The organism is Kitasatospora sp. NPDC059088, from assembly GCF_042738155.1.
In the GTDB taxonomy this organism is placed as follows: Bacteria; Actinomycetota; Actinomycetes; order Streptomycetales; family Streptomycetaceae; genus Kitasatospora.
Genome location: NZ_JBHYGR010000023.1, coordinates 30052 through 56917, shown reverse-complemented (window position 1 = coordinate 56917; position 26866 = coordinate 30052). Strand labels below are relative to the sequence as shown.

The window sequence follows — 26866 nt, the reverse complement described above, 5'->3', positions numbered from 1 at the left end:
GTTTGTGGGGTGTGTGGGTGGGGGGGGGAGCCCACAGCCGGGGTGGGGGGGGGGTGCCCCCCCCCCCCCCCCCCCCCCCTCGACAATCGCCGGTCAGGCCAGCAGGGCCTCGATGACGCCGGTGTGGGCGTCCTTCAACTCGGCCAGCGTGACGCTGAACTGCCCCTGGACGTCGAGGCTGTCGCCGTCCACGACACCGATCCGGGTGGCCGGCAGGCCACGCGCGGTGCACATGTCGTTGAAGCGGAGCTCCTCGCTGCGCGGCACCGCCACGACGGCGCGGCCGGCCGACTCCGAGAACAGCAGGACGAACGGGTCGGTGCCCTCGGGCACGACGATCCGGGCGCCGTGACCGCCCTTGAGGCAGCTCTCCACGAGCGCCTGGCCGAGGCCGCCGTCGGAGAGGTCGTGCGCGGCGTCGATCATGCCGTCGCGCGAGGCGGCGATCAGGATGTCGCCGAGCAGCCGCTCGCGCTCCAGGTCCACCGCGGGCGGCAGGCCGCCGAGGTGGTCGTGGACGACCTGCGACCAGGCCGAGCCGCCGAGTTCGTCCGCCGTGTCGCCGAGCAGGTAGAGCAGCTGCCCCTCCTCGGCGAAGGCGACCGGGGTGCGCCGGGTGACGTCGTCGATGACGCCGAGCACCGCGACCACGGGGGTCGGGTGGATGGCGACCTCGCCGGTCTGGTTGTACAGCGAGACGTTGCCGCCGGTGACCGGGGTGCCGAGCACCAGGCAGGCGTCGGCCAGGCCGCGGGTGGCCTCGGCGAACTGCCACATCACGTCCGGGTCCTCGGGGGAGCCGAAGTTGAGGCAGTCGGAGACCGCGAGCGGCTTGGCACCGCCGGCCGCGACGTTGCGGTAGGCCTCGACCAGGGCCAGCTGGGCTCCGGTGTACGGGTCCAGCTTGGCGTAGCGGCCGTTGCCGTCGGTGGCGACCGAGACGCCGAGGTTGGTCTCGTCGTCGATCCGGATCATGCCCGAGTCCTCGCCGTGCGAGAGCACGGTGTTGCCGAGCACGTAGCGGTCGTACTGGTCGGTGATCCAGGACTTGGAGGCCTGGTTCGGGTGGCTCGCGACCTTGAGCAGGTCGGCCTTGAGGCCCTCGCCGGTGGTCGGGCGGGCCAGCCGCTCGGCGGTGGGGGCGTCGGCCTGGAGCGCGTCCTGCCAGCTCGGGCGGGCGTAGGGGCGCTGGTAGACCGGGCCGTCGTGGGCGACGGTGCGCGGGGGCACGTCGACCACGAGCTCACCGTGCCAGAAGATCTCCAGGCGCTCGCCGTCGGTCACCTCGCCGATGACGTTGGCGATGACGTCCCACTTCTCGCAGATCTCCAGGAAGCGGGCGACCTTGTCGGGCTCGACGATCGCGCACATGCGCTCCTGCGACTCGCTCATGAGGATCTCCTCCGGCGAGAGCGTGTGGTCGCGCAGGTGCACGGTGTCGAGGTCGATCCGCATGCCGCCGGAGCCGGCCGAGGCCAGCTCGCTGGTGGCGCAGGACAGGCCGGCGCCGCCGAGGTCCTGGATGCCCTTGACGAGCTTCTCCCGGAAGATCTCCAGGGTGCACTCGATCAGGAGCTTCTCCTGGAACGGGTCACCGACCTGGACGGCGGGGCGCTTGGTCGGCTTGGTGTCGTCGAAGGTCTCGGAGGCCAGCACCGAGACGCCGCCGATGCCGTCGCCGCCGGTGCGGGCGCCGTACAGGATGACCTTGTTGCCGGCGCCGGAGGCCTGCGCGAGGTGGATGTCCTCGTGCTTCATGACGCCCACGCACAGCGCGTTGACCAGCGGGTTGCCCTGGTAGCAGGAGTCGAAGACGACCTCGCCGCCGATGTTCGGCAGGCCCAGGCAGTTGCCGTAGCCGCCGATGCCCGCGACGATGCCGGGCAGCACGCGCCGGGTGTCCGGGTGGTCGGCCGCACCGAAGCGCAGCGGGTCCATCACGGCGACCGGGCGGGCGCCCATCGCCAGGATGTCGCGCACGATGCCGCCGATGCCGGTGGCCGCGCCCTGGTAGGGCTCGATGTACGACGGGTGGTTGTGCGACTCGACCTTGAAGGTCACCGCGTAGCCCTGGCCGACGTCGACCACACCGGCGTTCTCGCCGATGCCGACGAGCATCGCGTCCGAATCCGGCTTCTTCTCGCCGAACTGCTTGAGGTGGACCTTGCTGCTCTTGTACGAACAGTGCTCGGACCACATGACCGAGTACATCGCGAGTTCGGCGCCGGTCGGGCGGCGGCCGAGAATCTCCCGGATGCGCGCGTACTCGTCCTGCTTGAGGCCGAGTTCGGCCCACGGCTGGGCGGCGTCCGGGGTCTGCTCGGCGTTCTTGACGGTGTCGAGGCTCATCAGGCGTTCACCAGCTGCTTGAGGACGGAAGTGAAGAAGCCCAGTCCCTCGGTGGTCGGACCGGTGAGCGGCTCCACGGCGTGCTCCGGGTGCGGCATCAGGCCGACGACATTGCCGGCGGCGTTGGTGATGCCGGCGATGTCGCGGTACGAACCGTTCGGGTTGACGTCGAGGTATCGGGCCACGACCCGGCCCTCGGCCTCCAGCTCGTCCAGGACGTGGGCCTCGGCGACGAAGCGGCCCTCGCCGTTCTTGAGCGGGACGACGATTTCCTGGCCCACCGAGTAATCCCCGGTCCAGGCGGTGCCCGCGTTCTCGATCCGGAGCTTCTGGTCGCGGCAGATGAAGTGCAGCGAGTCGTTCCGGGTGAGCGCGCCGGGCAGCAGGTGCGATTCGCACAGCACCTGGAAGCCGTTGCAGATACCGAGCACCGGCATTCCGAGCCGGGCCTGCTCGATGACGGTCTCCATCACCGGCGAGAAGCGGGAGATCGCGCCGCAGCGCAGATAGTCGCCGTAACTGAATCCGCCCGGCAGGACGACGGCGTCGACCTGGTGGAGATCCTTGTCACGGTGCCAGAGGGCGACCGGCTCCGCGCCGGCCAGGCGGACCGCGCGCTGGGCGTCGCGGTCGTCGAGGGAACCGGGGAAAGTGACGACGCCTACGCGGGTGGTCACTTCGCCGCCTCCTCGACCCGGACGGTGAAGTCCTCGATCACGGTGTTGGCGAGAAAGGTCTCGGCGGCTTCGCGGATACGGGCGAGCGCGGCGTCGTCGACCGGACCCTCCAGCTCCAGCTCGAAACGCTTGCCCTGGCGGACGTCGGCGATCCCGGTGAATCCGAGACGGGGCAGTGCACGCTGCACCGCCTGGCCCTGGGGGTCGAGGATCTCCGGCTTGAGCATGACGTCGACTACGACGCGTGCCACTGGCACTCCCGGTGGTGTCTTCGGTGAGGCGGGGGAACTCCAGACTACCGGCCGTTCGGGGCAGGATTGCTGGCCGGGGCGGGTGACGCGCGTAGACCCAGGCCCCTTACGCCACAAGGGATCCGACGCCCCCACCCCCCGCCCGGGCGGCCCCGTTTCCCGGGATTCGGGGCCCCGAACCGCGCTGCCCGAAGAACACCCGAATACGGCACTTGGGGACAGATCCTCCCGTCCCGCACTCCGGTATCCGGCAGTGCCGCGAAGACTCGTGAATATCCGGAAAAGAATGCCGAACTCTTCGATTTCGACCCCCTTCGGGTGCAGAATAGGGCCACCTGTCGCGGCAAGTGCTGCGTATCCGGCGGGCCACCAGGCCTGCCCGTATGCGCTTGCGCGAGTGGGTGCACATCAGGCCGGCGGGCGCACTCCGCGAACCGGCGGCCGAATTGCCCGAGAGGATTGACACCCATGGCTCAGCGTGTAGTTGTCACGCTCTCCGACGACCTGGACGGCGGTGCCGCAGCGGAAACCGTCCACTTCGGTGTCGACGGGAAGTCGTACGAGATCGACCTGTCCGTGGACAACGCGGAAAAGCTGCGGGAGGCCCTCGCTCCGTTCGTCGCGGCCGGCCGTCGGCAGAGCCGCACCGGAAAGTCCTTCCGCCGCACCGCGCTCACCCCGGACCCGGCCGCCGTGCGCGCCTGGGCCCTGTCGCGCGGCATGGAACTCCCGGCCCGCGGTCGCATCCCCAAGCACGTCTACGAGGCGTTCGCCGAAGCGAACTGACCCCGTCGGGGCACGCCCCAGGTCGCCCCGCCCGCCTGGACCGAAAGGGTGGGGCGACCACCTCGAGCGATGCTGTAGAGTATTCCTCGTCGCCGCAACGGAGAGATCCAAAGAGGCGGCAGGTGCCCACCAGGCACCATGCGGACGTAGCTCAGTTGGTAGAGCATCACCTTGCCAAGGTGAGGGTCGCGAGTTCGAATCTCGTCGTCCGCTCGCAGTGTGCGAGCACAGCACAACTCAATAGTCTGACCATGCGGACGTAGCTCAGTTGGTAGAGCATCACCTTGCCAAGGTGAGGGTCGCGAGTTCGAATCTCGTCGTCCGCTCCAGAGCGAAGGCCCCCTCGGATCGAGGGGGCCTTCGGCGTATTCCCGCACGTTCTCCCGTGCTCCTCCCCCGCTCCTCCCCATGACATTTGTCATCGCCGACCCATGGATCCGCAGCACGGACCGATGACGGCCCGCACTGCCCGGAAGGCCCCGGCGGCGGAAGGCTTGGGGCATGGAAAAGAGCCAGCCCGCCCGCCCCGGGGACAGCGTGATCGAGGTCACCGACCTGCACCGCCACTACGGCACCGGCGCCGCCGCGTACCACGCCGTCCGTGGCGTCGACCTGACCGTCGGCCGCGGTGAGCTGTTCGCCCTGCTCGGCACCAACGGCGCCGGCAAGACCTCCACCATGGAGGTCATCGAGGGCCTGGCCGCTCCCGGCGCCGGCAGCGTCCGGGTGCTCGGCCACGACCCCTTCGCGGAGCGCGCCGCCGTCCGGCCGCGGATCGGCATCATGCTCCAGGAGGGCGGCTTCCCCGGCGAGCTCACCGCCGCCGAGACCGGCCGCACCTGGGCCGGGATGACCAGCGGCGCCCGCCCGGTGGCGGAGGCGCTGGAGCTGGTCGGCCTCGGCCACCGCGCCGACGTCCGGGTCAAGCAGCTGTCCGGCGGCGAACGGCGCCGGCTCGACCTCGCGATGGCCCTGCTCGGCCGCCCCGAGGTGCTGTTCCTGGACGAGCCCAGCACCGGCCTCGACCCGGAGGCGCGCGCCGCCGTGTGGCGGCTGGTCCGCGAACTGCGCGCCCAGGGCACCACGGTGCTGCTCACCACCCACTACCTGGAGGAGGCCGAGGAGCTCGCCGACCGACTGGCCATCATGCACGGCGGCCGGGTCGTCACCACCGGCACCGTCGCCGAGGTGATCGCCGGCCGGCCCTCCCGGATCACCTTCGAGCTCCCCGAGCTGCTCGACCACGGGCGGGCCGGGGCCGCGCTGCCCGTCCTGGTCGGCGCCGAGGTCACCGTCGACGGCCGCAAGGTCACCGTGCAGAGCACCTGCCTCCAGGACACCCTCACCGACCTGCTCGGCTGGGCCCGCCACCACGGGATCGCGCTCGGCGCCCTGGACGCCCGCAGCGCCTCGCTGGAGGAGGCCTTCCTCGCCATCGCCTCCGAGGCCGCCCACCAGGCCCCGCCCGGCGCCACACCGCCCGCGGGGCCCGCCGCCCCCACCCGTCCCGCCCGCCGCCGCCTGATCGGATCCGCCCGATGACCACCGCAGCCACCACCGCCACGGGTGCCCCGAGCACCACCGCCGGCCGCCTGCTCGCCCTCGGCCGCGCCGAGGCCACCCTGCTGCTGCGCAACCGCACCGCCCTGTTCACCGCCGTGGTGCTGCCGGTGGTGCTGATCGGCTCGCTGCGCAGCATCCTCAAGCAGCAGGCCGAGAACACCCCCGGCCTGGACATCGACTCGATGCTGGTCTACGGCTCGGTCGGGATGGTCCTGGCCTTCGTCGTGTACTACAACCTGACCGCCGCGTACGTCGGTCGGCGCGGCGAACTGGTGCTCAAGCGGCTGCGCACCGGCGAGGCCCGGGACCTGGAGATCCTGCTCGGCACCGCCGTCCCCTCGCTCACCCTCGGCCTGCTGATGGCCGCCCTGATCGGGGTCGGCGGGAGCCTCGGCCTGCACCTGGCGGTGCCGGTCAACCCGCTGCTGATGCTGGTCGGCCTGGTGCTCACGCTGGCCACCATGATCGCCCTGGCCGCGCTGTCCAGCGCCTTCACCAAGACCGTGGAGAGCGCGGGCATCACCACCCTGCCGGTCATGCTGGTCATGCAGTTCGGCTCCGGCCTGTTCGTCCCGCTGGAGGTGATGCCCTCCCAGCTGGCCGACGTCTGCCGGCTGCTGCCGACCACCCCGGCCTTCCAGCTGATCCGGGTCGGCTGGTTCGGCACCGACGGCTCGGCCGCCCCGACCGGCTTCCTGGGCAGCTGGGACGCCGCCGCCCCGCACCTGGTCACCGGCACGGTCTGGCTGGGCCTCGCGATCTGGGGCGCGGTCCGCTACTTCCGCTGGGAACCCCGCCGCTGACCAGGGCGAACGACCAGGACGAACGGGAAACCGAAGGACCCGCCCCCGGCCCGCCTCTGATATGAAGACAGCGACACGATCGTGACTCGGACGGGGGACACTGCGATGGTCCGGGGGCCGATCCGCCGCTGGAAGGGCTACGGCAAGCCGCAACGCGCCGAGCTGTACTTCCGCTGGTCGCTCTACCTGGTCGCGTGGATCGGGCTGCCGGTGAACCTGCTGGCCAGCGCCTCCTCGGTACGGATCACGGGCTCGGCCTCCCTCGCCCGGGTCGCCCTGGTGCTCTCCCTCGCCTCGGTGCTGGTCACCATCCGGGCCTACCGCACCTCCCTCGACCACTACCTGGGACGGCCCAGCCCCCACCGCCGCTGGCTGGCCGTCAACGCCGCGCTCGCGGTCGGGGGCTCCTGGGCCCTGCTGCTGCTCGGACCGTCCTCCGACAGCCTGTCACCGAATCCCGGCGCGCCGTTCACCACCGTGATCGCCGCCGCCCTGGTGGGCGGGGCCACCGGACCGGCCGGGGTGGGCCTGCCGGTGCGCTGGGCCTTCGTCGGCGCGGTCGCCGCGCCGCTCGCGGTCGCTCCCGCGATGCTGCTGGCCGGCATCAACCTCTTCACCACCGCGGGGTGGGTGGTCGGCGCGGTCATCGGCACCTTCGTCCTGATCGGCAGCTGCCGCAGCGCCGCGTGGGTGACCGCCGTCGTCTGGGAACTGGACACCGCCCGCGAGGCGCAGTCCCGGCTGGCCGTCGCCGAGGAGCGGCTGCGCTTCTCCCGCGACCTGCACGACGTGATGGGCCGCAACCTCACCACCATCGCCTTGAAGAGCGAGCTCGCCGTCCAACTCGCCAAGCGCGGGCGCCCGGAGGCCGCCGAGCAGATGTCCGAGGTGCAGCGGATCGCCCAGGAGTCGCAGCGCGAGGTCCGGGACGTCGTCCGCGGCTACCGCACCGCCGACCTGCGCGCCGAGGCGATCGGTGCCCGGGCCGTACTGCGCTCCGCCGACATCGCCTGCGAGATCGACCTCGGCGAGAACGCCGACGGGCTGCCGCTGCCGGTGCAGTCGGTGCTCGGCTGGGTGATCCGCGAGGCCACCACCAACGTGCTGCGGCACAGCGAGGCCGCCCACTGCCGGATCCGGCTGCGGCGGGAGGACGGCCGGGCGGTGCTGGAACTGGAGAACGACGGCGTGCCGGAGGTCCCGCTGCCCTCCCAGGGCGCCGGAACCGGGCTGCGCGGCCTGCGCGAGCGGCTGGCCGCCCACGACGGCGAACTGACCGTCCCGACGGCCGTGCCGGGCACCTTCCGGATGCTCGCCGCCGTACCGCTCTGACCCCTGCCACCGCGGATCCCGCTCCCACTGCGGGTCCCGCTGCCCCCGCGGATCCCCCGCCACCGCGGGCCCCGCTGCCGAGGAAGGCCGTCCGATGACCGACACCCCGCCCGTGCGCGTCCTGCTCGCCGACGACGAGCACCTGATCCGCGGCGCCATGGCCGCGCTGCTCTCGCTGGAGGAGGACATCGAGGTGGTCGCCCAGGCCGGCTCCGGCCCGGAGGCGCTGGCGATGGCCCGGGCGCACCGGCCGGACGTCGCGGTGCTGGACCTCCAGATGCCCGGCAAGGACGGCATCGAGGTGGCCACCGAGCTGCGCCAGGTGCTGCCGGACTGCCGCTGCATGATCGTCACCGGCCACGGCCGCCCCGGCTACCTCAAGCGGGCGCTGGAGGTCGGGGTGCGCGGCTTCCTGCCGAAGACCGTCTCGGCGGCCGACCTGGCCGGCATCATCCGTACCGTGCTCTCCGGCGGCCGGTACGTGGACCCGGAGCTGGCGGCGGACGCGATCAGCGCCGGGGAGACCCCGCTGACCCCGCGCGAGACGGACGTCCTGGAACTGGCCGCGGACGGCACCCCGATCGCGGAGATCGCCGGGCGGGCCGGACTGTCCCAGGGCACCGTGCGCAACTACCTGTCCTCGGCGGCCACCAAGCTGGGCGCCGAGAACCGGCACGCGGCGGTGCGGATCGCCCGCGAGCACGGCTGGATCTGACGGATCCGGTGCTCGCGGGCGGCGGAGGGGCTCAGACCCAGCTGGTGCCGGTCAGCCGCTCGTACACCTCGATGTACTTGGCCCGGGTCCGCTCGACCAGCTCGGCGGGCAGCTCCGGCGGCGGCTGCTCGCTGTAGCGGTCCCAGCCGGAGGCCGGGGAGACCAGCCAGTCGCGGATCAGCTGCTTGTCGAAGGACGCCTGCGAGCGGCCCGGCCGGTACTCGTCGGCCGGCCAGTAGCGGGAGGAGTCCGGGGTGAGCACCTCGTCGCCGATGATCAGCTCGCCGTCCAGCAGGCCGAACTCGAACTTGGTGTCGGCCAGGATGATGCCGCGGGCGCGGGCGATGTCGCGGGCGCGGGCGTACACGTCCAGGGTGGTGCGGCGGACCTGGTTGGCCAGCTCGGCGCCGATCCGGCGGGCGGTCTCCTCGTACGGGACGTTCTCGTCGTGCTCGCCGACCTCGGCCTTGAGGGCCGGGGTGTAGATCGGGGCGGGCAGCTCGGAGCTGTTCTCCAGGCCCTCCGGCAGGGCGATGCCGCAGACCGTGCGGCTCTCCTCGTACTCGGTCAGGCCGGAGCCGGCCAGGTAGCCGCGGGCGACCGCCTCCACCGGGATCATGTCCAGGCTCTTGCAGATCAGCGTGCGGCCCTTCCAGTCGGCGGGGGCGCCGGCCGGGACCTCGGTGGAGATCACGTGGTTGGGGACGATGTCGGCGATCCGCTCGAACCACCAGAGCGAGAGCTGGGTGAGCACCCGGCCCTTGTCCGGGATCTCGTTCGGCAGCACCCAGTCGTGGGCGGACATCCGGTCGCTGGCCACCATCACCAGCTCGCCCGACCCGGTGCGGTACAGGTCGCGCACCTTGCCGGTGTGCAGGTGGACCAGGCCGGGTACCTGGACCGGCTCGGGCTTGGTGACAAATCCGCTCAAGGTGTTCAGTCCTCAGGGGTCGTTCACGGGCGTGGGGCACCGCGAAAGGGGAGGTCACTGCCCCCGCAGTCTTTCACGCCCGCCCGACCGGGCTCCCGGGGAGCCCGGGGCTCGGTTCCCACGCGGCCCGGACTCAGTTCTTGCAGAGGCGGTCCAGCAGGTTGGCGGTGGCCCGCTGGACCCGTTCGTCGGTGAGCCCGGGGCGGCCGAGGGCGGGCGACCAGGCGAAGGTACCGGCCGCGAAGACGTAGGCGCCGCTGGGCGCCCGGTACAGCGAGGTCTCCTGGTAGCGGGTGCGGCCGGCCAGGTCCCGGTACGGCGAGTGGGCCAGCAACACCCGCTCGGTGTGCTCGGGCAGCGCGACCTTCGGGTAGTACCGGTCGGCCTCCCCCGCGACCAGTCCGGGCAGCTCGTCGCCCTCCTGCAGCCCGGTGCCGTCCCAGAGCCAGTGCGCGGTGTGCCGGGCGACCAGCGGCACGGGCGCGGCGACCCGGCCCGAGTACTGCACGCCCAGCAGGTGCTGCTCGGGCTCCCCGGCGTCCCGCCAGAGCGCGCTGGCCGCGCCGGGCACCCCGGCGGCCGGGCTGCCCGGCCCGACCTTCTGCCGCTTGCGGCAGTTGAGCAGCCGGTTCGGTTCGCCGGAGGCGGCGGCGGTCAGCTCCACCCGCCAGTACATGGTGTTGGCGGACAGGAAGACCAGCGAGGTGCCGCCGTCCCGGGCCCGCTCGGCGGCCCGGCGCATCGGCTCGGACCAGTACTCGTCGTGGCCGGGGAAGACCAGCGCGCGGTGCTCGCCCGGGTCGACCAGCCCGGCGTGCAGGTCGGTCGCGGTGGCGTAGGAGAGGTCGTAGCCGTAGCGCTCGGCCCAGCGGATGAAGTCGTACGCGTGGCCGACGTGCAGCGGCAGCCCGGCGGTGGCGTGCGGGCGGTCGAAGGAGACGGTGACGGCCGCCTCGGGCTCGCCGACCAGGCCGCCCCGGCCGTCCCAGGCGTGGTACAGGCTGGCACCGGTCCGGCCGTCCTCGGGGAACAGGTTGTACGCCTGCCAGGTCACGTCCGGGACCACCAGCAGCAGTTCGGCCCTCCGCCCCTGCTCGGCGACGTCCCGCACGGTGAACGGGATGTGACTGCGGTGCAGCATGTCCGCGGTGGTCAGCACGGCCACGTACGCGCCGGGCTGCCAGTGCGGCGGGACCTGCAACCGCCAGGAGTGCCACCAGTGGTGGCAGGAGACCGTCCGCTCGACCACCAGCGGCGCGGGCTGGGCCAGACCGGAGATCAGCGGACTGGACGTCATGTGGCGGGCGCCGTCGCCGCCGTAGTGGCCGATCCGGTAGACGTCCACGGTGAACTCGCGCGGCGGGTTGACGGTGACCCGGAAGTCCACCGAGCCGCCGGGGCGGATCACCCCCGCCGAGGCGAAGCCCTTGATCTGCTGGTCCACGTCGTTGGAGCTCTGCGGGGTGCCGACCGGCGGCTTGGGCCGCACCCCCGCCGACAGCGGCTGCTGGCCGGGCGCGTCCACCGAGACGTACCAGGGCACCGCGCCCTCGGCCCCGGCGAGGTACTGGTCGGGGCTGCGCAGCCAGGGCAGCGGGCCCTGGCCGAAGGGGTCGGAGACGCTGTAAGCGTGCGTGCCCGACTCCCAGCGGCCGTTGAGTTCGGTCCCCACGCGCCCCTCCCAGGTGCACTTCCGCGAATCCCTCGCTCGCCTCCGGCCGCTCCCGATCCGGTGTCGACGTTCCTCGCTCCGGCGCTCGCTGCCCTCGCTCGTCGCTCGTCGCTTTCGACACCGGCGCGCCTTCGGCTCCCGAGGCCCGGTTGGCACGTGCCCCCCGGATGTGCGTGCGGTCTAATACACCACACAGTGCTGGCGCTCCGTCACCCCACGGTAGCAATTGGTGTCGGGAATCTTCCGCTCCGCCGGGACAGGGCCTCCGGCCTGCGGAGACGGCCGGCGGCCGGGGGCCCCGGGGGCGCGTGCCGGGGGCCGAGCGCCGCCCCGGGGCGGTCGGGGCCTCCCGGAGCCTCAGAGGCGGACGGGCTTCTCCAGGCGCACCTCGGCGGCGTCCAGCCAGGCGCGCAGCGGCCCGTCCTGGCCCTGCTCCACCGCCTGGGCGACCGGGCCGGCCAGGTCCGTGCGGCGGACCCCGCCGAGCAGCAGCACCGGGCCGTCCAGCCAGTCCAGGCCGGGGGCGCCGCCCGCGGTGTCCACGGCGGCGCAGCAGACCATCGCGGTGACGTGGTCGACCAGCAGGTCGCGGCCGGTGCGGTCGGGCTCCAGCAGCGGGGCCGGGGTGGTGGTGCGGGCGAGCTGGGCGGCCAGGGCGGCGGCCAGCCGCTCGCCGTCGCCCTCGGCCAGCCGGGCCAGCAGCCGGGTGAGGGTCGGGGCGCCCGGGCGGGACTGCGGGGCGAGCCGGTCGAGGGCGGACTGCAGGGCGGCGGCCCTGGCCCGCCAGCCGGCGTCCACCACCTCGGCCGGGTAGTCGACCCACTCCAGCTCGTGCCAGGTCCCGGCCGCCGGGCGGCCGAAGAACAGCTCGGCGGCCAGCCGGGAGACCGCGCGGTCCACCGCGCCGGGCTCCTCCAGCAGGTCGCAGGCCGGGCGGTCGCCGAGCCGGGTGCCGTAACCGTCGGCCAGCCGGTCGCGGCGGGACAGCTCGGTGAGCGCGGCGACCACGCCGGCGTTCAGGTGCGCGGGGTGGCGGCCGAGCCGCCAGGCGGGCAGCGCGACCCGGGTGAGCAGCCGGTCCCAGCCGGCGTAGGCCAGGCCGACCTGCTCCTGGGCGGCGATCCGCAGGCCGTAGTCGACCGTCCTGGCCTGCTCGGAGGCCCAGCCCGCGACGGACCGCTCCAGCTCGGCGGAGTGGCCGCGGCAGGCGCCCAGCAGCCGGCGGGCGATCCGCCGGGTGATCCGGTCGGCGAGCCGGGCCGGGCCCCGGCGGGGCGGGGCCGGCGGGACGGTCAGGGTGCCGCCGCCGAGACCGGGCGCCGCGGCCGGACCGGAGTCCAGACAGGCGTCCAGGGCGCGCAGGAAGCGGCGGGCGGCGGCGATCTCGGGGTCGGCGGAGGCGGCGGTGCCGGCCACCACGGGGGCGAGCAGGGCGCGCAGCTCGCCGGACCGCATCCACCACAGGAACGGCGAGCCGATCACCAGGACCGGCGCGGCGGGCGAGGGGTGCGGCCGCAGCGGGTGGGGGCGGCGCGGCGGGGCGACGTCCTCCAGCCAGCTGTCGCAGTCCGGGGTGAGCGCCACCGCCGACGGGGCCGGGACGTCCAGCCGCTCGGCCAGTTCGTCGATCAGCCGGTACAGCTCGGGGGCGCCGGCCCGCTCGACCGGCACCGCCGGGATCTGCGGCGGGACGGCCCGGCGCAGTGCCCGGGCGGTCAGCCCGGCCACCAGCAGGGTCAGCGCGGCGACCGCGCAGACCACCCACCGGACGGCGTCCCAGCCGGCGGCGTCGGAGGAGCCGGCGGCCCCGATCCGGCCGGTGAACCGGCCCGCGAGCAGGACCACCGCCACGGCGGCGGGCAGGACGGCCACGGCCAGGGCGAGGCCCCGGATCCGCAGGACCGCTTGGGCGTGAGCGCGCGCGGTGTCGACGGCCATACGGTGCGGCACCCCCTTCGGAGCCCTCGGGCACCCGCCACGGGCCCTGAGGCGACTCGAAACGATCAGTTCCGACCGGGAAGCGGAGGCGTCCGATCCCGGCAGTGCATGCTGTGTGGCGCTACTGACATTTTCGACGCCCCGGTCCGGGCGGGCGTTCCGGATCGCCCCGGTTTCCACTCGTCCCGGTGACACCGCCCGGTCGTCGCGGTGACGCCGCGGTCGGTCCGGCGACGCCGCCCGGGGGCCGCTACCGGTCCGGTGCGAAGCACCGGGCGACCACCCGGCCGATCGCCGTCCAGCATCCCCCCGCGGGCGCGCCGCTACCCGGCGGCGACCCCGGCGCACGGCACCGTCGCACGGCGATCCAGCGCACCATAAGGCCGGGCGCCGGGTTACGTCAGCCGGATGCGGGTGATGTCACCCGATGGGCTGGAATCCGCCCGCCGATCGGTGCGTCGGACCCCGGAACCGCTCCGACCCCGGAAACGCCCCGGGCGCTGCGCCCTGCGGGTTGTTCGGCCCCGCTTCGGCCACGCTTCGGCGCCCGCCCGGGGGCCCGGCACGGCCGCGGCCCCCGTGCGAAGGGTTCGCACGGGGGCCGCCGGGGTCGCGGTGGCGTCAGCCGTTGGCCGCCTTGAGCGCGATGTCGGTGCGGTGCTGGCCGCCCTTGAGGGAGATCCGCTCCACCGCCGCGTACGCGCGCTCGCGCGCCTCGGCCAGGTCGGTGCCGGTCGCGGTGACCGACAGGACGCGGCCGCCGGCGCTGAGCACCCGGCCGTCCCCGTCCGCCCTCGTCCCGGCGTGCAGCACGTACGCGGTGCCGTCCGCCTCGGCCTCGGCGAGGCCCTCGATCGGGTCGCCGGTGCGCGGCGCGGCCGGGTAGCCCTCGGAGGCGACGACCACGGTGACGGCCGCACCTTCGTCCCAGCGCAGCGGCTCCAGCTGGTCCAGGGTGCCGGTGGCGGAGGCGAACAGGACGCCGGCCAGCGGGGTGCGCAGCCGGGCCAGCACGACCTGGGTCTCCGGGTCGCCGAAGCGGGCGTTGAACTCGATCACCCGGGTGCCGCGCGAGGTGAGCGCCAGGCCCGCGTACAGCAGGCCGGAGAACTCGGTGCCGCGGCGGCGCAGCTCGTCCACGGTCGGCTGCAGGACGGTGTCCAGGACCTCCTGGACCAGCCCGGCGGGCGCCCAGGGCAGCGGCGAGTAGGCACCCATGCCGCCGGTGTTGGGGCCCTCGTCGCCGTCCAGCGCGCGCTTGAAGTCCTGCGCGGGCTGCAGCGGCAGCACGGTGGTGCCGTCGGTGACGGCGAACAGCGAGACCTCGGGGCCGTCGAGGTACTCCTCGATGACCACGCGCTCGCAGGAGGCGGCGTGCGCCAGCGCGGCCGCGCGGTCGGAGGTGACCACGACGCCCTTGCCGGCCGCCAGGCCGTCGTCCTTGACCACGTAGGGGGCGCCGAAGGCGTCCAGCGCCTCGGCGGCCTCCTCGGCGGTGGTGCAGACGTACGAGCGGGCGGTGGGCACGCCGGCGCCGGCCATCACGTCCTTGGCGAAGGCCTTGGAGCCCTCCAGCTGCGCGGCCGCGCCGGAGGGGCCGAAGACCGGGATGCCGGCCGCGCGGACGGCGTCGGCGACGCCGGCCACCAGCGGGGCCTCGGGGCCGACCACCACGAGGTCGGCGCCGAGTTCCGCGGCGAGTCGGGCGACCGAGGCGCCGTCCGACTGGTCGATGGGGTGGACCGTCGCCACCTGGGCGATCCCGGCGTTGCCCGGGGCACAGTGCAGCTCGGTCACGGAGGGATCTTGGGACAGGGAGCGGCACAGGGCGTGTTCGCGGGCGCCGCCGCCGATGACGAGGACCTTCACGCCTGGCAGCGTAGTCGGTGGCCTGTTCCGGCCGCTCTCCGGTCCCGTCGGATCCTCCAGGAGAAGCGGTCCGTACACCGATGAGCTTGGAGGATCCTCCAAGTCGGGCCGGGTCGGATGCGCGCCGGGTGTCCGGGTCAGGACGGCGGGTCACCGGCGCCTCGCTCGGACGGGTGAAATCTCGCCGGGCCCCGCAACCGCCCCACCTCGTGTTCCGGTGGCCGAAACCGGTAACGATCACCGGGGAAGCTCCCCGCGGTCAGCCATTTGGCGGTAAGAAGTGCTGTTGGACAACCACCGGCGGACGTCGCGTCAGCCGATGCGCCGACAGACCATGCCGCCCGCCCGCCACAGGGAGCCCCACAGGTGAGCCAGCCGGAAATGCAGCCCGAGGAGAGTGCCTGGGGCAAGGAGATCGGCGAGGAGGACCAGCCCGCCGCAGCCGTGGCCCGGCGGGCCTCCACCCGGTACCGGACCGATCTGAGCGCCCGCCAGTTCCCGCTCGGGGACTGGGGCGAGCCCGCGGAGCGGCTGGAGGAGCTCTACCGCTGGTCCGAGGAGCGGGCGGTCGAGGCGATCGAGTGGTACCGCCGGGACCGGATCTGGAAGCGCCGCTGGGCGCGCCTGCTGCGCTTCGGGTCGGCCGGCTTCGCGGCGAGCGGGGTGACCGCCCCGCTGGTCGGCCTCACCGGCACGCTCGCCCACGGCACCGCCTGGGGCTACGTGGGCTTCGCGCTCTCCGCCGCCTGCTACGGCACCGACCGGGTCTTCGGCCTCACCTCCGGCTGGATGCGGGACGTCTCCACCGCGCAGGCGCTCCAACGCCGCCTGGAGGCCTTCCAGTTCGACTGGGCGTCGGAGTGCGTGCGCGAGGTGCTCGGCCCGACCGAGGGCACCGCGGGCGAGGCCGCCGAGCGCTGCCTGGGCGTGCTGCGCCGGTTCTGCGAGGACGTCTCGGACATGGTCCGCACCGAGACCTCGGAGTGGATGCTGGAGTTCCGCGCCTCGATGACCCAGCTGCCCACCCAGTCCGCGGGGACCTGGGGCGGCCGCACCGAACCCGGGGTGGGCGCCCAGGTGCGGGTGCTGCCGCCGCCGGGGACGAGGCCCACCATGCCGCGTCAGCGGCCGCCGGAGGGCCCGCTGCGCTAGCCGGACGGGCCTGGCACCCGGGATCGGGGGCCTGGGTCGGATCGGGGCGGAGCGGAGCCGGAGGCGATGCCGGGGCGTCAGGCGAAGACGATCATCGAGCCCTGGCCGAGGCTCCGGGTCGCCGCCGCGTACAGGCCCGACCACGCGTGCCGCTCCCGGGCGAAGGGGTGCAGGTCGTCGATCGGCGGTCCGAACGGCTGCTCCAGGCCGGTCGGGCCGAGCGGTCGGGTCGGGCTCGGCGGGTTGAGCGGGTCGATGCCCAGGGCCGGTGCCACGGCCTGCAGTTCGCGCAGCAGCCCGTGGCTGGAGCCGAGCGGGCCGCCGGCGGCGAGCAGCGTCTCGTCCACCAGCGGGGCCGGGAACTCGATCGGCACGTAGGCGCCGGCGTGGTCGAAGTGCCAGACCAGGTGCGACTGTTCGGCACTGCTCTCGAACATCTCCAGCAGCTGCTCGTAGTCGCTGCCGAGCGCGTCGACCGGGGTGATGTCCAGGCCGGTGAGGCCCAACAGGTAGGCGCGGCGCAGGAAGTGCAGCGAGTCGTAGTCGAAGGCGGCTATCGGCTCGACCGCCCCGCTCAGACCCGGGACGAACTGGTACACCGGCACCTCGGGCAGGCCGCGCGAGGTGAGCACCGCGTTGTAGAGCGCGAGGTCGTCCCGGAAGGGGTTGTCGGGGCTGTGGCTCAGCACGTCCACCAACGGGACGAGCCAGAGGTCGCAGGCCATGGCCGGCAGTTCCTCTCCGGACGGCGGGATCGCCCGCGGGGCGGGGCGACGACGGGGGGCGGGGTCGGTACCCGGACGGCCCGTGCGGGCGGCCGGTCCGACGCCCGCCCACCCTACCGGCCCGGGGCCGGACGCGGATCGGGCCGTCCCTGCGGAGCCTCGGGGGGCGGCTCGGGCAGCCGTCGGCCGAACCTGGTGTGCGGCACCCAGCGCGGCTGCGGCACCAGACCGAGGCCGAGTCCCAGCTCGCGGCCCAGTTCGCGGCCGACCTCGTCACCCCGCCGGGACCGCCCGCCCCGGGCCGTCCCGGGCTCCGGCGCGGCCCCGTACTCCTCCGCGGCGTCCGGCGCCGGCCGGTCCGCCGGGAGCTGACGGGGCCGGTGCCACCCCGGCTGCGGCGCGGGCGGCTCCACCGGGACGGGCAGCGGTTCGCCGTCCGCGACCTCGGTGAGCAGCCCGAGCACCGTCACGGACTCCAGCGGCCGCCCGGCCAGCCCGGCCAGCAGCCGGACGGTGAAGAGGTTGTACTCGCAGATGATCCGGTGCGCGCCGTGCAGGTCGCGGGCCCCGATCGCCTCGACCAGGTCCGGGTGGCGGTCCCAGCAGACCCCGCCCAGGGTGGGCATCGCCCGCAGGTACCGCGCGGCGAACATCCAGGACTGCACCCGCAGCCAGTCCAGGTACTCCGCGATCCGGCGGTTGCCGAGCAGGGCGGAGACCTCCTGCCAGAACCGGCGGTCGCAGCCCACCATCACGTCCAGGTTCCCGGCCCGGGCGGCCCGCACCGCCGCGTCGGCCCGGCGGCTCAGCGAGGGCAGCCGGGTGAGGTCGGGCAGGGCCCGGCGGGTGGCGAACTGGCGGTGGAAGCTGTCGGTGAGCAGCACCCTGGCCTCGAAGATCTCCAGGAAGTCCTCCCAGCCCAGCTCCGGCACCGTGAAGCCGCGGTGGTGCTCGGCCCGCAGCAGCCCCTGGGCACCGAGGTCGACCAGCGCCTCGCGGGCCGGGGTCGCGGAGACGCCGTACAGCTCGGCGATCTCCTTGACGGTGAAGTTGCGGCCGGCCTCCAGCCGGCCGGCCATCATCTCCTCGCGGAGCGCGCCGGCGATCTGCTCGCGCAGGCTGTTGCGCTGGATGACGACGGGGCGGGGGGTGTCGCCGGCGCCGGTGCCGGACATGCGCGCGACCTCCTGGGGCGGGCCACCGTACCGACCCGCGACGGACCGGCCGACCGGCGGCGGGGAACACGACGAGTGCTCATCTTCTCAAACGGACCCGGAGCAGGTACGAACCAACCCTCCCGGACCCCGTGCCCCCGCCCGTGCCTACCGCTGGACCGGCGCCGGAATGCCGAGCAGACGGTCCCGCAGCACCGGGAACTCCTCGCGCGCCCGACCCACCTCGGCCGGGTCGAACTCGACGGTCAGCACCTCCTCGGCCGGCCCGGCCTCGGCCAGCACCCGGCCCCACGGATCCACCACGATGCTGTGCCCGGCCTGCTCGACCCCGGCATGCGTCCCGGCGGTGTTGCAGGCCAGCACGAAGGCCTGCTCCTCCAGCGCCCGGGCCCGGGCCAGCAGCGTCCAGTGCTCGCGCCGCTTGGCCGGCCAGGCCGCCGGGACCACCAGCAACTGGGCCCCGGCGTCCAGCAGCGCCCGGAACAGCTCCGGGAAGCGCAGGTCGTAGCAGGTGGCCAGGCCCAGGGTGCCGAACTCGGTGGGCGCGGTGACGATCTCCTGCCCGGCGCCCATCACCACCGCCTCACCGCTGTCGAAGCCGAAGCGGTGGATCTTGCGGTAGGTGTGCACCAGCTCGCCGTCCGGGGCGAACACCATCGAGGTGTTGTAGATCGGACCGTCCGGATCGCGTTCGACGATCGAACCGGCGTGCAGCCACACCCCGGCGGCCCGCGCGGCGGCCGCCATCGCGTCCGAGGTGGGCCCGTCGAGCGTCTCCGCACCGTCCGACCAGAGGTCGTGGGCGAAGCCGCCGAGCGGCCACAGCTCCGGCAGGACCACCAGGTCGGCACCCTGCTGGGCCCGTACCAGCGACGCGGCCCGGGCCCGCCGTTCGGCGGCCGGCTCGGCGTCGGAGACCGCGAGTTGGATCAATGAAGCGCGCACAGTACCACCGTCCACGGCAAGAGACCTACGATCGTCACCCGAAAGCGCTGCCCAGCTGTCTCCCGGCAGCGTAACGTGCGGTTAGCGTGTGCGCCCGGAAGCCGGACCATCCCGGCCGACCGCGACGGCCGGGCGCCGAGCGTAGGAAAGCTGACGGAGGGCCGGAGATTCCCGTGACGGACAACCAGACCGTGCAGGCTTACACGGAGGCGTGGACCCAGAGCATCGAGTCCATATCGGAGCTGGTCGCCCCCCTCCCCGAAGGCTCCTGGAACCGGGCCACCGAGTGCCCCGGCTGGTCGGTCCGCGACGTCGTCTCGCACGTGATCGCGGTCGAGTCCGAGCTGCTCGGCGACCCCCGCCCGATCCACTCGCTGCCGCGTGACCTTCGCCACGTGACCACCGATTTCGCCCGCTACGTCGAGCTGCCGGTCGACAAGCGCCGCTGCCACACCGCGCTGGAGATGACCAGCGAGCTGGAGTACACGATCATCCGCCGCTCCCGCGCGCTGCGGAACGCCAAGCAGACACCCGGGGAGCCGGCCCGATGGCCCGCCGGTCCGCTGGCCACGGACGTGCCGTACCACCAGCTGCTGCGGATGCGGGCCTTCGACGTCTGGGTGCACGAGCAGGACCTGCGCCGGGCCCTCGACGCCCCCGGCAATCTGGACTCCCCCGGCGCCCTGATCGCCCGGGACGTCCTGCTGGAGCTGCTGCCCAAGGCCGTCGCCCACACCGCCGGCGCCCCGGCCGGGACGGCCCTCGTCCTGGACGTGACCGGCCCGGTGGAGTTCCTGCGCACCGTCCGGGTGGACGCCACCGGGCGCGGCAGCGTCGACGAGTCGATCAGCCTGGCCCCCGACGTCCAGCTCACCATGGACTGGGAGACCTACGTCCGCCTCGCCTGCGGCCGCGGCCGACCCGGCCCGGTCAGCGTCGAGGGCGACAAGGAGCTGGCCGAACGGGTCCTGGCCACCTTCTCCGTCACCATCTGAGCCGCTACGGCGAGCCCCGCGCGCACCACCCGGCGTACACGCACGACCGCGCGCCGGGTCGGCACCACTCGTGCACCCATACGTCAATCCAGCACCAGCAACCTCACCTGTTTGGCCTCGTTTCACCGGGCAGCACTGCCATCACCCGGAAGAAGGAAGGGCGTCCGCATGGACGACGAACAGGAACAGCAGGAACAGATGGTGCTGGTGCGGTCGAGCTTCCCGGTCACGGGGCAGCCGATCCGCGTCGTGATGATCGACGGGGAGCCGTGGTTCGTCACGGCGGACGTGTGCCGGGTCCTGGGGCGAGGCAATGCGGCCCAGGCCGTCAAGGGGCTGGAGAACCGTCAGCACCGCACCGTCGACATGCGATCGGTAACTATCACCAAAAGTGATAGTTGCGACGTTTCCGCAGGTCAGAAACTGTATAGCCACGCGAATCCATTCCTGCGCGTGGTGAGTGAAGCGGGCCTCTACTCGCTGCTGATGAGGTCCAACAAGACGACTTCCAAACCGTTCAGGGACTGGGTCACTGAAGAGCTGCTCCCCTCCGTCCGCCGAGGCGACACCGACATCCCCACCCAGCAGCGGCGGATGGCGGAGACCCTCGCCGAGGCGATCGGGCAGCAGGTTCGGATCGTCGCGGAGATCGAACATGACGACTGGCCCGGCCTGACCGTCCACTCCGACGGGACGGTCCACTGCCGGCACGGGGAAATGGTGCTCCACCTGCCGGACCGGGAGGAGGACAGCGGGCCGCCGTTCGGTGCGTACTTCGCCTGCCCGGGTGGGGAGCGGGTCGGCATCCGAGGCAGCCGAATCGTCCCGGGATGCCCGAAGTTGAAGCTGGTGGACCTGATCCGGCTCCGGAAGGCGGCGAAAACCGAACCCACCCGAGTGCCGCGGCAAGGAACCCTGACCGTGGAGATGCACGGCGCCCGGATCTACGGAACCGCGCCGCAGATCGCCGAGCTGATGCGCGAGTACGGCGGCTGACCCAGCTCCGCATACGGAAACGCGATTACCCTAACTTCGCCTTAGGGTAATCACGTTTCCGCAGGTCAGAAACCCTACGCGTCCGCCACCGCGACCCTCCGCCGGAGCCGCAGGATCATCGCCGTCCCCACCGCGAGCGGCACGTACTGCCAGCAGAACGCCCAGCGGAAGGCGTCGGCGGAGTAGGACCCGGCGCCGGACGGGGAGAGGGCGTCGAGCAGGACGCCGATGCCGAACAGGGTGATCATCGTGCCGATGAAGCCGCCCATGTTGACGATCCCGGAGGCGGTGCCGAGCCGTTCGGCCGGGTTGCGGGTGCGGGCGTAGTCCAGGCCGACCAGTGAGGCGGGGCCGTTGCTGCCCATCACCAGGATGATCCCGACCAGCAGCCACATCGGCGGGTGCCCGCCGGGCCAGGCGAGCACGAGTGCCCAGCCGAGCGCGGTGGTGGCGATGACGGTGAGCACGATGGGCATCCGGGTCCGGGCGGTGCGGGAGAGCAGTCGGCCGAAGAGGAACCCGCAGGCCATGTTGGCGAGCACCAGCAGGGTCAGCAGCCCTCCGGCCTCGCCCCGGGTCATCCCCTGGGCCTCGATCAGGTAGGGCATGCCCCAGAGCAGGCCGAAGGCGTTGCCGGGGAACTGGGTGGTGAAGTGGATCCACAGGCCCAGCCGGGTGCCCGGCTCCCGCCAGCAGTCCTGGATCTGCCGTCGGACCTTCGGGCGGGCGACCGGCGTGCCGACCGGCGTGCCGAGCGGCGGGTCGACCGGTCGTACGGCCGTCGGCGCCTCCTTGAGGAAGAGCGCGACCAGGGCGAACACCGCGACGCCGAGCAGCGCGATCGCGGTGAAGGTGGGCGTCCAGCCCTCGCTGTGCAGCGCCTGGGCGAGCACCACGGTGGTGACCAGGTTGCCGCCCATCCCGGCGAGGCCGGTCAGCTGGGCGACGAAGGGGTTCTTCGCCGCCGGGAACCACCGGGCGGCGATCCGCAGCACGCTGATGAAGGTCATCGCGTCGCCGCAGCCGAGCACGGCCCGGGAGGCCAGCGCCGGGGCGAAGGAGGAGCTGAACGCGAAGGCCAGCTGACCGGTGCTCAGCAGCAGTACGCCGAGCAGCAGCACCCGGCGCGGCCCGAACCGGTCGACCAGCAGGCCGACCGGGACCTGCATGGCCGCGTAGACCAGCACCTGGAGGATCGAGAAGGTGGAGAGCGCCGAGGCGCCGATGCCGAAGCGCTCGGCGGCGTCCAGTCCGGCCACGCCGAGGCTGGTGCGGTGGATGACGGCCAGGACGTAGACGCTGACGCCGACGGACCAGGCCAGCCAGGCTGCCCGGCCGCCGGGCGGTACGGGGGCCCCGGCCGTCGGCGGCCCGACGGCGGACCGAGGAGCGGGGACGGACAGGGACGCGGCTGGACGAGCGGGCTCCACGGTCATAGTCCGTCCAGACTAGTCATCCCATGATTGGACGCCCAGGTCCCCGCGGTGTGAGCTCGCGAACCCCGACCGGCGACGACCGTCCGGCTCTCAGCCGGTGACCGTCCAGGACACCGACCGGGTCATGTAGCGGTCCCGGAAGGCCTCGTCCCGCACCCAGTCCGTGGTGTCCCGGACGGTCGCCGTCACGGTCGCCGTCCGGCCCGGGGCGAGGTCCAGCTGCGCGGTGTCCAGGCGGCCCCCGTCGACGGCCTGCGGGGCGGCCGGGGCGCCGTCCACCTTCCAGTCCACCGTCAGCTGCCGGGCGCCGGTCAGCGGCAGCGGCCGGACGTCCAGCCGGGGGAGCCCGGCGACCTCGCCGGGCGGCGGCGACGGGGCGTCGGTCGGCCGGACCTTGCGGTACAGCTCCTGGACGATCGCCTCGCGGGAGGGCAGGTTGTAGGCACTGCCCAGGGTCCGCATCACGGAGTCGGGGGTGGGCCGGTAGAGGCCGTTGGCGCTGCGGTACGCCCCGACGGTGCCGGCGCCGTCCGGCGAGACGGCGCCCAGCCAGCGCCACCACTTGGTCTGCTTCTTGAGCATGTCCTCGGCGTTGAGGGTGGAGAGGTTCGGGTAGTCGGCGTCGTCCGGGGCGCTGTCGTACTCGTCGCCGAGGTCCCCCACGGTGTGGCCGATCTCGTGCTGGATGATCCGTCCGGCGTCCGGGCTGCCCCCGGCCAGGGTGGTCACCCCGGTGCCCCCGGCGCCGCCGTACTCGACCGAGTTGGCCAGCGCGATCAGGTACTGCGGGCCGGTGCTGTCCCCGGCGTAGCGGGCGGTGGCACCCTCGTCGGCGCAGAGCAGCCGGGCGGTGCCCTCGCACCAGAAGTGCATGCCCAGCGGGGTGGCGGGGTGGCGGCCGCGGCTCTCGGTCTCGGCTATCCCGGAGATCGGGGAGACCACCTCGACCCGCCGTATGTTGAAGAACCCCTGGTAGGTGCGGAACGGCTCGATGTCCATCAGCGCGTGCCAGGCCTTGTCGGCCTGCTGCCGGAACGCCTCCTGCTCGTCCGCGGTGTAGCCGTCGCCGAGCAGGACCAGGGTGATCCGGTTGGTCGGGTCCCCGGTGCGGCGTATGTCGAAGGTCGGGGCGGCCGTGAGCATCCGCCGGTCGGCGCGGAGGGCGGTGTGCGGGGGCACCGCCCGGTCCACGGGGGCGCCCGCCCCGATCACGCCGAACGGCGAGGGGCCGACGAGTTCCAGGGCGGCCGGGAGTACGGCGGTGGACACCAGTACGAGGGCGGCCAGACTCCGGACGAGACGGCCAGGGTTGCCAGCAGGCATACGGGTGCGTCCTCGGGGCTCCGGTCACCCGGTGTCGCCCGGGTGGGGGAGCGGAGACGTACCCGTACCGGCGTGTCGCCCCCACCGGCCGCAGAAAATGTCACCGACCTGGCCGAACGATTCCCGTTGTACCTGTCATACCAATCAATCTCGGGGACGCCCCCGTCCATCCCGGGAGGGCTCCCCCGCGGCTCACCGGGAGCGCTTGCCCACGTCCAGCAGCAGGTGCGTCCCGAGCCCGAAGAGCAGTCCCCAGAAGGCCGAGCCGATGCCGAACAGGCTCATCCCCGAGGCGCTCGCCAGGAAGGTCACCACCGCCGCGTCCCGCCCGCGCTCCGCCGCGACCGCCGCCGCCAGGCTGCCCTGCAGCGAGGCCAGCAGCGCGACCCCGGCGATCACCGCGATCAGCTCCTTCGGCAGCCCGGTGAACAGGCTCACCAGCACCCCGCCGAAGCTGCCCACCAGCACGTACAGCACGCCCGAGGACATCCCCGCGACGTAGCGGCGGCGCGGGTCCGGGTGGGCCTCCGGGCCGGAGCAGATCGCCGCCGTGATCGCCGCCAGGTTCACCCCAGGCGAGCCGAACGGCGCCACCAGCACCGACACCGCCCCGGTCGCACCGATCAGCAGCCGGTCGTCGGCCCGGTAGCCGAAGGCCCGCATCACCCCGAGCCCGGGCGCGTTCTGCGAGGCCAGGGCGACGATGGTGAGCGGCAGCGCCAGCCCCACCAGGGCCGACCAGGAGAAGGCCGGCACGGTCAGCACCGGTACGGTCGGCCCGCCCGAGCCCAGGTGCAGCGGCAGCCCGACGGTGAGGGCCGCCAGCACCCCGCCGACCACCAGCGCGATCAGCACGGCGTACCGCGGCGAGAACCGCTTGGCCAGCAGGAAGGCCGCGAAGCTGCCCACCACCAGCACCGGCGCGCCGTGCACGGCACCGAAGATCCCGGCGCCGAAGGAGAACAGGATGCCCGCGAGCATCGCGTTCACGATCCCCACCGGCACGGCCGCGATCAGCCGGCCGAACCACCCGGTCACCCCGAACAGCGCCACCACGGCCGCACTCACCAGGAACGCCCCGATCGCCTCCCGGTACGGGTAGTGGCCCAGGCTGGTCACCAGCAGCGCGGCCCCCGGCGTGGACCAGGCGGTGATCACCGGCGTCCTGGTCCACCAGCTGAGCGCGAAGCCGCTCACCCCGCTGCCGATCGCCACCGCCCAGATCCAGGAGGAGGTGTGCGCCGGGTCCAGCCGCCCGGCGGCGGCCGCCGCGAGCACGACCACCAGCGGCCCGGAGAACGACACCGCGACGCAGACCAGCCCCGCCAGCAAGGCCGGCACCGACACGTCCCGCCGCAGCGACCGACGTTCCCCGGCCCCACTCGTCACCGTTTCCGGGCTGATCGTCAGTTCATCCGTCATTCCGGCAGTATCCCGAAGCCCGGCCGGAGACTCCTGGAAAACCTGCCAACTCCCCTGCAACCCCCGCGGGGGATGCGCGTCTGTACGAAGGAAGGCGCGGCGAGCGGGACCGGCGGAGCCGGGGGGCGGTCGTCCTCGCCCGCCGCACCACCAGTCACCCGGCCCTGGGGAGTCACGTCCGGCGCCGGCCCTTTATCACCGTGGGTCCGACGCAGGCCGGCCCCGCCGCCCGCGCCGCCGACCCCGCCCCCGACCCCGGCGGGGCCTCGGCGGGTCCGGCGCTCGCCCGCCGGATGCCGGAAGGGGCCCTGATCCGCACGGCGGTGCGGATCAGGGCCCCTTCGTCACGTCTCCCCGGGGGCGTCAGCCCCAGGTGATCAGGCGCTTCGGGAACTCCAGCAGCCCGGCCACGTCGGCCAGCACCCGGGAGCCCAACTCCCCGTCCACCAGGCGGTGGTCGAAGGAGAGCGCGAGCGTGGTGACCTGGCGCGGGACCACCTTGCCCTTGTGCACCCACGGCAGTTCCCGGACCGCGCCGAAGGCGAGGATGGCCGCCTCGCCCGGGTTGAGGATCGGGGTGCCGGTGTCGACGCCGAAGACGCCGACGTTGGTGATGGTGACCGTGCCGCCCTGCATGTCGGCCGGCGAGGTCTTGCCCTGGCGGGCGGTCTCGACCAGCTCGCCGAGCGAAGTGGCCAGGCCCGAAAGGGTCTTGGACCCGGCGTCCTTGATGTTCGGGACGATCAGGCCGCGCGGGGTGGCCGCGGCGATGCCGAGGTTCACCTGGCCCTTGACCACGATCTCCTGGGCCGCCTCGTCCCACTGGGCGTTGATCTCCGGGTGCCGCTTGATCGCCACCAGCAGCGCCTTGGCGACCAGCAGCAGCGGGCTGACCCGGACGTCCCGGCCCAGTTCGCCGCTCTCCTTGAGCTTGCGGACGAACTTCATCGTGCGGGTCACGTCGACCTGGACGAACTCGGTGACGTGCGGGGCGGTGAAGGCCGAGGCCACCATCGCCTGCGCGGTCGCCTTGCGGACGCCCTTGATCGGCACCCGGACGTCGCCCGAACCGGACACCGGCGCCGGGGCCGCCACGGTCCCGACGGCCTCGACGGCCTCGGTCACGACCGGCTCGGCGGCCGGAGCGGCCGGAGCGGCCTGGGCCGCCGCGTGGGCGTGCAGGTCCTCACGGGTGATCACCCCGCCCGCACCGGTCGGGGTGACGGACCGCAGGTCGATGCCCAGGTCCTTGGCCAGCTTGCGCACCGGCGGCTTCGCCAACGGCCGCTCACCGGCGGGCAGTTCGACCGGCGAGACGGGCGCGGCCGGAGCCGGGGCGGCGACCGGAGCGACCGGAGCCGCGGCCTTCGCCGTAGCGGTGGCCGTGGCCGTGGTGGTCCGCCGGGCCCGGCGCTGGGCGGTGCCGGTGCGCGGGCCGTACCCGACCAGCACCTCCCGCCGCTCCGGCTCGGCCTCGACGGCCGGCGCCGCGGCCGCGGCGGCAGCGGGCGCCGGGGCGGGTGCGGCGGCCGGAGCGGCCCCCGCCTCCCCGGCGACCGCCACCGAGATGATCGCGGTGCCGACGTCGACCGTCGCGCCCTCGGGGAAGAAGAGCTGCTCGACGACCCCGTTGAACGGGATCGGCAGCTCCACCGCCGCCTTGGCGGTCTCCACCTCGCACACGACCTGCCCGTCGGTGACGGTGTCACCCGGCTTGACGTACCAGCTGAGGATCTCGGCCTCGGTGAGGCCCTCGCCCACATCCGGCATCTTGAACTCGCGGAGCGAGCGAACTTCGGTGGTCATCTTCG

The 26866-nt window shown here is 73.6% G+C and carries 22 protein-coding genes and 2 tRNA genes; 10 read left to right on the top strand and 14 right to left on the bottom strand.

What is annotated here, in order from left to right; translation table 11 throughout:
* Nucleotides 1-93: 93 nt before the first annotated feature.
* The 3 genes from purL to purS are packed head-to-tail and all read right to left on the bottom strand — an operon-like array spanning nucleotide 94 to nucleotide 3277.
* Nucleotides 94-2349 carry a phosphoribosylformylglycinamidine synthase subunit PurL gene (purL, locus tag ACFWXO_RS13300; RefSeq protein WP_380523815.1) on the bottom strand — a complete coding sequence of 752 codons (2256 nt, stop codon included), beginning with the start codon at nucleotides 2347-2349 and terminating at the stop codon, nucleotides 94-96.
* Nucleotides 2349-3026, bottom strand: coding sequence for a phosphoribosylformylglycinamidine synthase subunit PurQ (gene purQ, locus ACFWXO_RS13295; protein ID WP_375882778.1), 678 nt, complete (start codon nucleotides 3024-3026; stop codon nucleotides 2349-2351). The genes purL and purQ overlap by 1 nt, the downstream gene beginning before the upstream one ends.
* Nucleotides 3023-3277 (bottom strand): phosphoribosylformylglycinamidine synthase subunit PurS, encoded by a 255-nt coding sequence (gene purS, locus ACFWXO_RS13290; RefSeq protein ID WP_030278336.1) that lies wholly within the window; start codon nucleotides 3275-3277, stop codon nucleotides 3023-3025. The genes purQ and purS overlap by 4 nt, the downstream gene beginning before the upstream one ends.
* Before the next feature lie 468 nt (nucleotides 3278-3745).
* On the opposite strand from purS, the gene ACFWXO_RS13285 reads away from it, so the two are divergent.
* From ACFWXO_RS13285 to ACFWXO_RS13255, 7 genes are all read left to right on the top strand, one after another.
* Entirely contained in the window at nucleotides 3746-4063 is a 318-nt protein-coding gene (locus ACFWXO_RS13285; RefSeq protein WP_030056585.1) for an Lsr2 family protein, read from the top strand.
* Between the two features lie 140 nt (nucleotides 4064-4203).
* Nucleotides 4204-4276: transfer RNA gene (locus ACFWXO_RS13280), tRNA-Gly, on the top strand.
* A 40-nt stretch (nucleotides 4277-4316) separates the two neighbouring features.
* Nucleotides 4317-4392, top strand: a tRNA-Gly gene (locus ACFWXO_RS13275).
* Nucleotides 4393-4564: 172 nt separating this feature from the next.
* Nucleotides 4565-5605, top strand: coding sequence for an ABC transporter ATP-binding protein (locus ACFWXO_RS13270; RefSeq protein ID WP_380523812.1), 1041 nt, complete (start codon nucleotides 4565-4567; stop codon nucleotides 5603-5605).
* Nucleotides 5602-6429, top strand: coding sequence for an ABC transporter permease (locus ACFWXO_RS13265; protein WP_380523810.1), 828 nt, complete (start codon nucleotides 5602-5604; stop codon nucleotides 6427-6429). The genes ACFWXO_RS13270 and ACFWXO_RS13265 overlap by 4 nt, the downstream gene beginning before the upstream one ends.
* Nucleotides 6430-6534: 105 nt before the next feature.
* Nucleotides 6535-7761 carry a sensor histidine kinase gene (locus ACFWXO_RS13260; protein WP_380523808.1) on the top strand — a complete coding sequence of 409 codons (1227 nt, stop codon included), beginning with the start codon at nucleotides 6535-6537 and terminating at the stop codon, nucleotides 7759-7761.
* A gap of 94 nt (nucleotides 7762-7855) precedes the next feature.
* A complete protein-coding gene (locus ACFWXO_RS13255; RefSeq protein WP_375882790.1) occupies nucleotides 7856-8476 on the top strand; it encodes a response regulator in 621 nt (206 codons plus the stop codon).
* A gap of 31 nt (nucleotides 8477-8507) precedes the next feature.
* On the opposite strand, the gene ACFWXO_RS13250 is transcribed toward ACFWXO_RS13255, so the two are convergent.
* The 4 genes from ACFWXO_RS13250 to purD form a co-directional block, all read right to left on the bottom strand.
* Nucleotides 8508-9407: a phosphoribosylaminoimidazolesuccinocarboxamide synthase gene (locus ACFWXO_RS13250; protein ID WP_375882793.1), complete on the bottom strand. Its 900-nt coding sequence runs from the start codon at nucleotides 9405-9407 to the stop codon at nucleotides 8508-8510.
* Between the two features lie 133 nt (nucleotides 9408-9540).
* Complete coding sequence (locus ACFWXO_RS13245) at nucleotides 9541-11079, bottom strand: N,N-dimethylformamidase beta subunit family domain-containing protein (protein WP_380523806.1); 1539 nt, start codon at nucleotides 11077-11079, stop codon at nucleotides 9541-9543.
* A 357-nt stretch (nucleotides 11080-11436) separates the two neighbouring features.
* Complete coding sequence (locus ACFWXO_RS13240; protein ID WP_380523803.1) at nucleotides 11437-13017, bottom strand: hypothetical protein; 1581 nt, start codon at nucleotides 13015-13017, stop codon at nucleotides 11437-11439.
* Nucleotides 13018-13638: 621 nt separating this feature from the next.
* A complete protein-coding gene (gene purD, locus ACFWXO_RS13235) occupies nucleotides 13639-14886 on the bottom strand; it encodes a phosphoribosylamine--glycine ligase (RefSeq protein WP_375882802.1) in 1248 nt (415 codons plus the stop codon).
* Between the two features lie 366 nt (nucleotides 14887-15252).
* Between purD and ACFWXO_RS13230 the strand changes: the two genes are divergently transcribed.
* A complete protein-coding gene (locus ACFWXO_RS13230) occupies nucleotides 15253-16038 on the top strand; it encodes an SLATT domain-containing protein (RefSeq protein WP_375882804.1) in 786 nt (261 codons plus the stop codon).
* Between the two features lie 77 nt (nucleotides 16039-16115).
* Here the strand turns inward: ACFWXO_RS13230 and ACFWXO_RS13225 are convergent, their stop codons facing one another.
* The 3 genes from ACFWXO_RS13225 to ACFWXO_RS13215 form a co-directional block, all read right to left on the bottom strand.
* Nucleotides 16116-16763, bottom strand: coding sequence for a hypothetical protein (locus ACFWXO_RS13225; RefSeq protein WP_375882807.1), 648 nt, complete (start codon nucleotides 16761-16763; stop codon nucleotides 16116-16118).
* Nucleotides 16764-16876: 113 nt separating this feature from the next.
* Nucleotides 16877-17938: a GntR family transcriptional regulator gene (locus ACFWXO_RS13220; protein WP_375882809.1), complete on the bottom strand. Its 1062-nt coding sequence runs from the start codon at nucleotides 17936-17938 to the stop codon at nucleotides 16877-16879.
* Nucleotides 17939-18085: 147 nt separating this feature from the next.
* Nucleotides 18086-18883 (bottom strand): carbon-nitrogen family hydrolase, encoded by a 798-nt coding sequence (locus ACFWXO_RS13215; RefSeq protein ID WP_375882812.1) that lies wholly within the window; start codon nucleotides 18881-18883, stop codon nucleotides 18086-18088.
* A gap of 173 nt (nucleotides 18884-19056) precedes the next feature.
* Between ACFWXO_RS13215 and ACFWXO_RS13210 the strand changes: the two genes are divergently transcribed.
* Both ACFWXO_RS13210 and ACFWXO_RS13205 read left to right on the top strand, forming a co-directional pair.
* Complete coding sequence (locus ACFWXO_RS13210) at nucleotides 19057-19878, top strand: maleylpyruvate isomerase family mycothiol-dependent enzyme (protein ID WP_375882815.1); 822 nt, start codon at nucleotides 19057-19059, stop codon at nucleotides 19876-19878.
* Nucleotides 19879-20046: 168 nt separating this feature from the next.
* Entirely contained in the window at nucleotides 20047-20874 is an 828-nt protein-coding gene (locus ACFWXO_RS13205; protein ID WP_380523801.1) for a Bro-N domain-containing protein, read from the top strand.
* 74 nt (nucleotides 20875-20948) lie between these two features.
* Here ACFWXO_RS13205 and ACFWXO_RS13200 read toward each other — a convergent pair whose 3' ends face one another.
* The 4 genes from ACFWXO_RS13200 to ACFWXO_RS13185 all read right to left on the bottom strand — a co-directional run bounded on the left by ACFWXO_RS13200 (nucleotide 20949) and on the right by ACFWXO_RS13185 (nucleotide 26861).
* Nucleotides 20949-22310 carry a nitrate/nitrite transporter gene (locus ACFWXO_RS13200; RefSeq protein ID WP_380523798.1) on the bottom strand — a complete coding sequence of 454 codons (1362 nt, stop codon included), beginning with the start codon at nucleotides 22308-22310 and terminating at the stop codon, nucleotides 20949-20951.
* A 90-nt stretch (nucleotides 22311-22400) separates the two neighbouring features.
* The gene (locus ACFWXO_RS13195) at nucleotides 22401-23633 is read right to left on the bottom strand and encodes a M64 family metallopeptidase (protein ID WP_380396373.1); all 1233 of its coding nucleotides are present in this window, start codon (nucleotides 23631-23633) and stop codon (nucleotides 22401-22403) included.
* Between the two features lie 192 nt (nucleotides 23634-23825).
* Nucleotides 23826-25055 (bottom strand): benzoate/H(+) symporter BenE family transporter, encoded by a 1230-nt coding sequence (locus ACFWXO_RS13190; RefSeq protein ID WP_380523796.1) that lies wholly within the window; start codon nucleotides 25053-25055, stop codon nucleotides 23826-23828.
* Between the two features lie 363 nt (nucleotides 25056-25418).
* Nucleotides 25419-26861 (bottom strand): dihydrolipoamide acetyltransferase family protein, encoded by a 1443-nt coding sequence (locus ACFWXO_RS13185; protein ID WP_380523793.1) that lies wholly within the window; start codon nucleotides 26859-26861, stop codon nucleotides 25419-25421.
* Nucleotides 26862-26866 lie beyond the last annotated feature (5 nt).

What these genes read in the sequence shown, in the direction of transcription:
- ACFWXO_RS13205 (WP_380523801.1), top strand. Translation starts at nt 20,047, where the DNA reads ATGGACGACGAACAGGAACAGCAGGAACAGATGGTGCTGGTGCGGTCG.
- ACFWXO_RS13220 (WP_375882809.1), bottom strand. Translation starts at nt 17,938, where the DNA reads ATGTCCGGCACCGGCGCCGGCGACACCCCCCGCCCCGTCGTCATCCAG.
- ACFWXO_RS13265 (WP_380523810.1), top strand. Translation starts at nt 5,602, where the DNA reads ATGACCACCGCAGCCACCACCGCCACGGGTGCCCCGAGCACCACCGCC.
- purL (WP_380523815.1), bottom strand. Translation starts at nt 2,349, where the DNA reads ATGAGCCTCGACACCGTCAAGAACGCCGAGCAGACCCCGGACGCCGCC.
- ACFWXO_RS13255 (WP_375882790.1), top strand. Translation starts at nt 7,856, where the DNA reads ATGACCGACACCCCGCCCGTGCGCGTCCTGCTCGCCGACGACGAGCAC.
- ACFWXO_RS13270 (WP_380523812.1), top strand. Translation starts at nt 4,565, where the DNA reads ATGGAAAAGAGCCAGCCCGCCCGCCCCGGGGACAGCGTGATCGAGGTC.
- ACFWXO_RS13200 (WP_380523798.1), bottom strand. Translation starts at nt 22,310, where the DNA reads ATGACCGTGGAGCCCGCTCGTCCAGCCGCGTCCCTGTCCGTCCCCGCT.
- ACFWXO_RS13190 (WP_380523796.1), bottom strand. Translation starts at nt 25,055, where the DNA reads ATGACGGATGAACTGACGATCAGCCCGGAAACGGTGACGAGTGGGGCC.
- ACFWXO_RS13240 (WP_380523803.1), bottom strand. Translation starts at nt 13,017, where the DNA reads ATGGCCGTCGACACCGCGCGCGCTCACGCCCAAGCGGTCCTGCGGATC.
- ACFWXO_RS13225 (WP_375882807.1), bottom strand. Translation starts at nt 16,763, where the DNA reads ATGGCCTGCGACCTCTGGCTCGTCCCGTTGGTGGACGTGCTGAGCCAC.
- ACFWXO_RS13285 (WP_030056585.1), top strand. Translation starts at nt 3,746, where the DNA reads ATGGCTCAGCGTGTAGTTGTCACGCTCTCCGACGACCTGGACGGCGGT.
- ACFWXO_RS13260 (WP_380523808.1), top strand. Translation starts at nt 6,535, where the DNA reads ATGGTCCGGGGGCCGATCCGCCGCTGGAAGGGCTACGGCAAGCCGCAA.
- ACFWXO_RS13195 (WP_380396373.1), bottom strand. Translation starts at nt 23,633, where the DNA reads ATGCCTGCTGGCAACCCTGGCCGTCTCGTCCGGAGTCTGGCCGCCCTC.
- ACFWXO_RS13185 (WP_380523793.1), bottom strand. Translation starts at nt 26,861, where the DNA reads ATGACCACCGAAGTTCGCTCGCTCCGCGAGTTCAAGATGCCGGATGTG.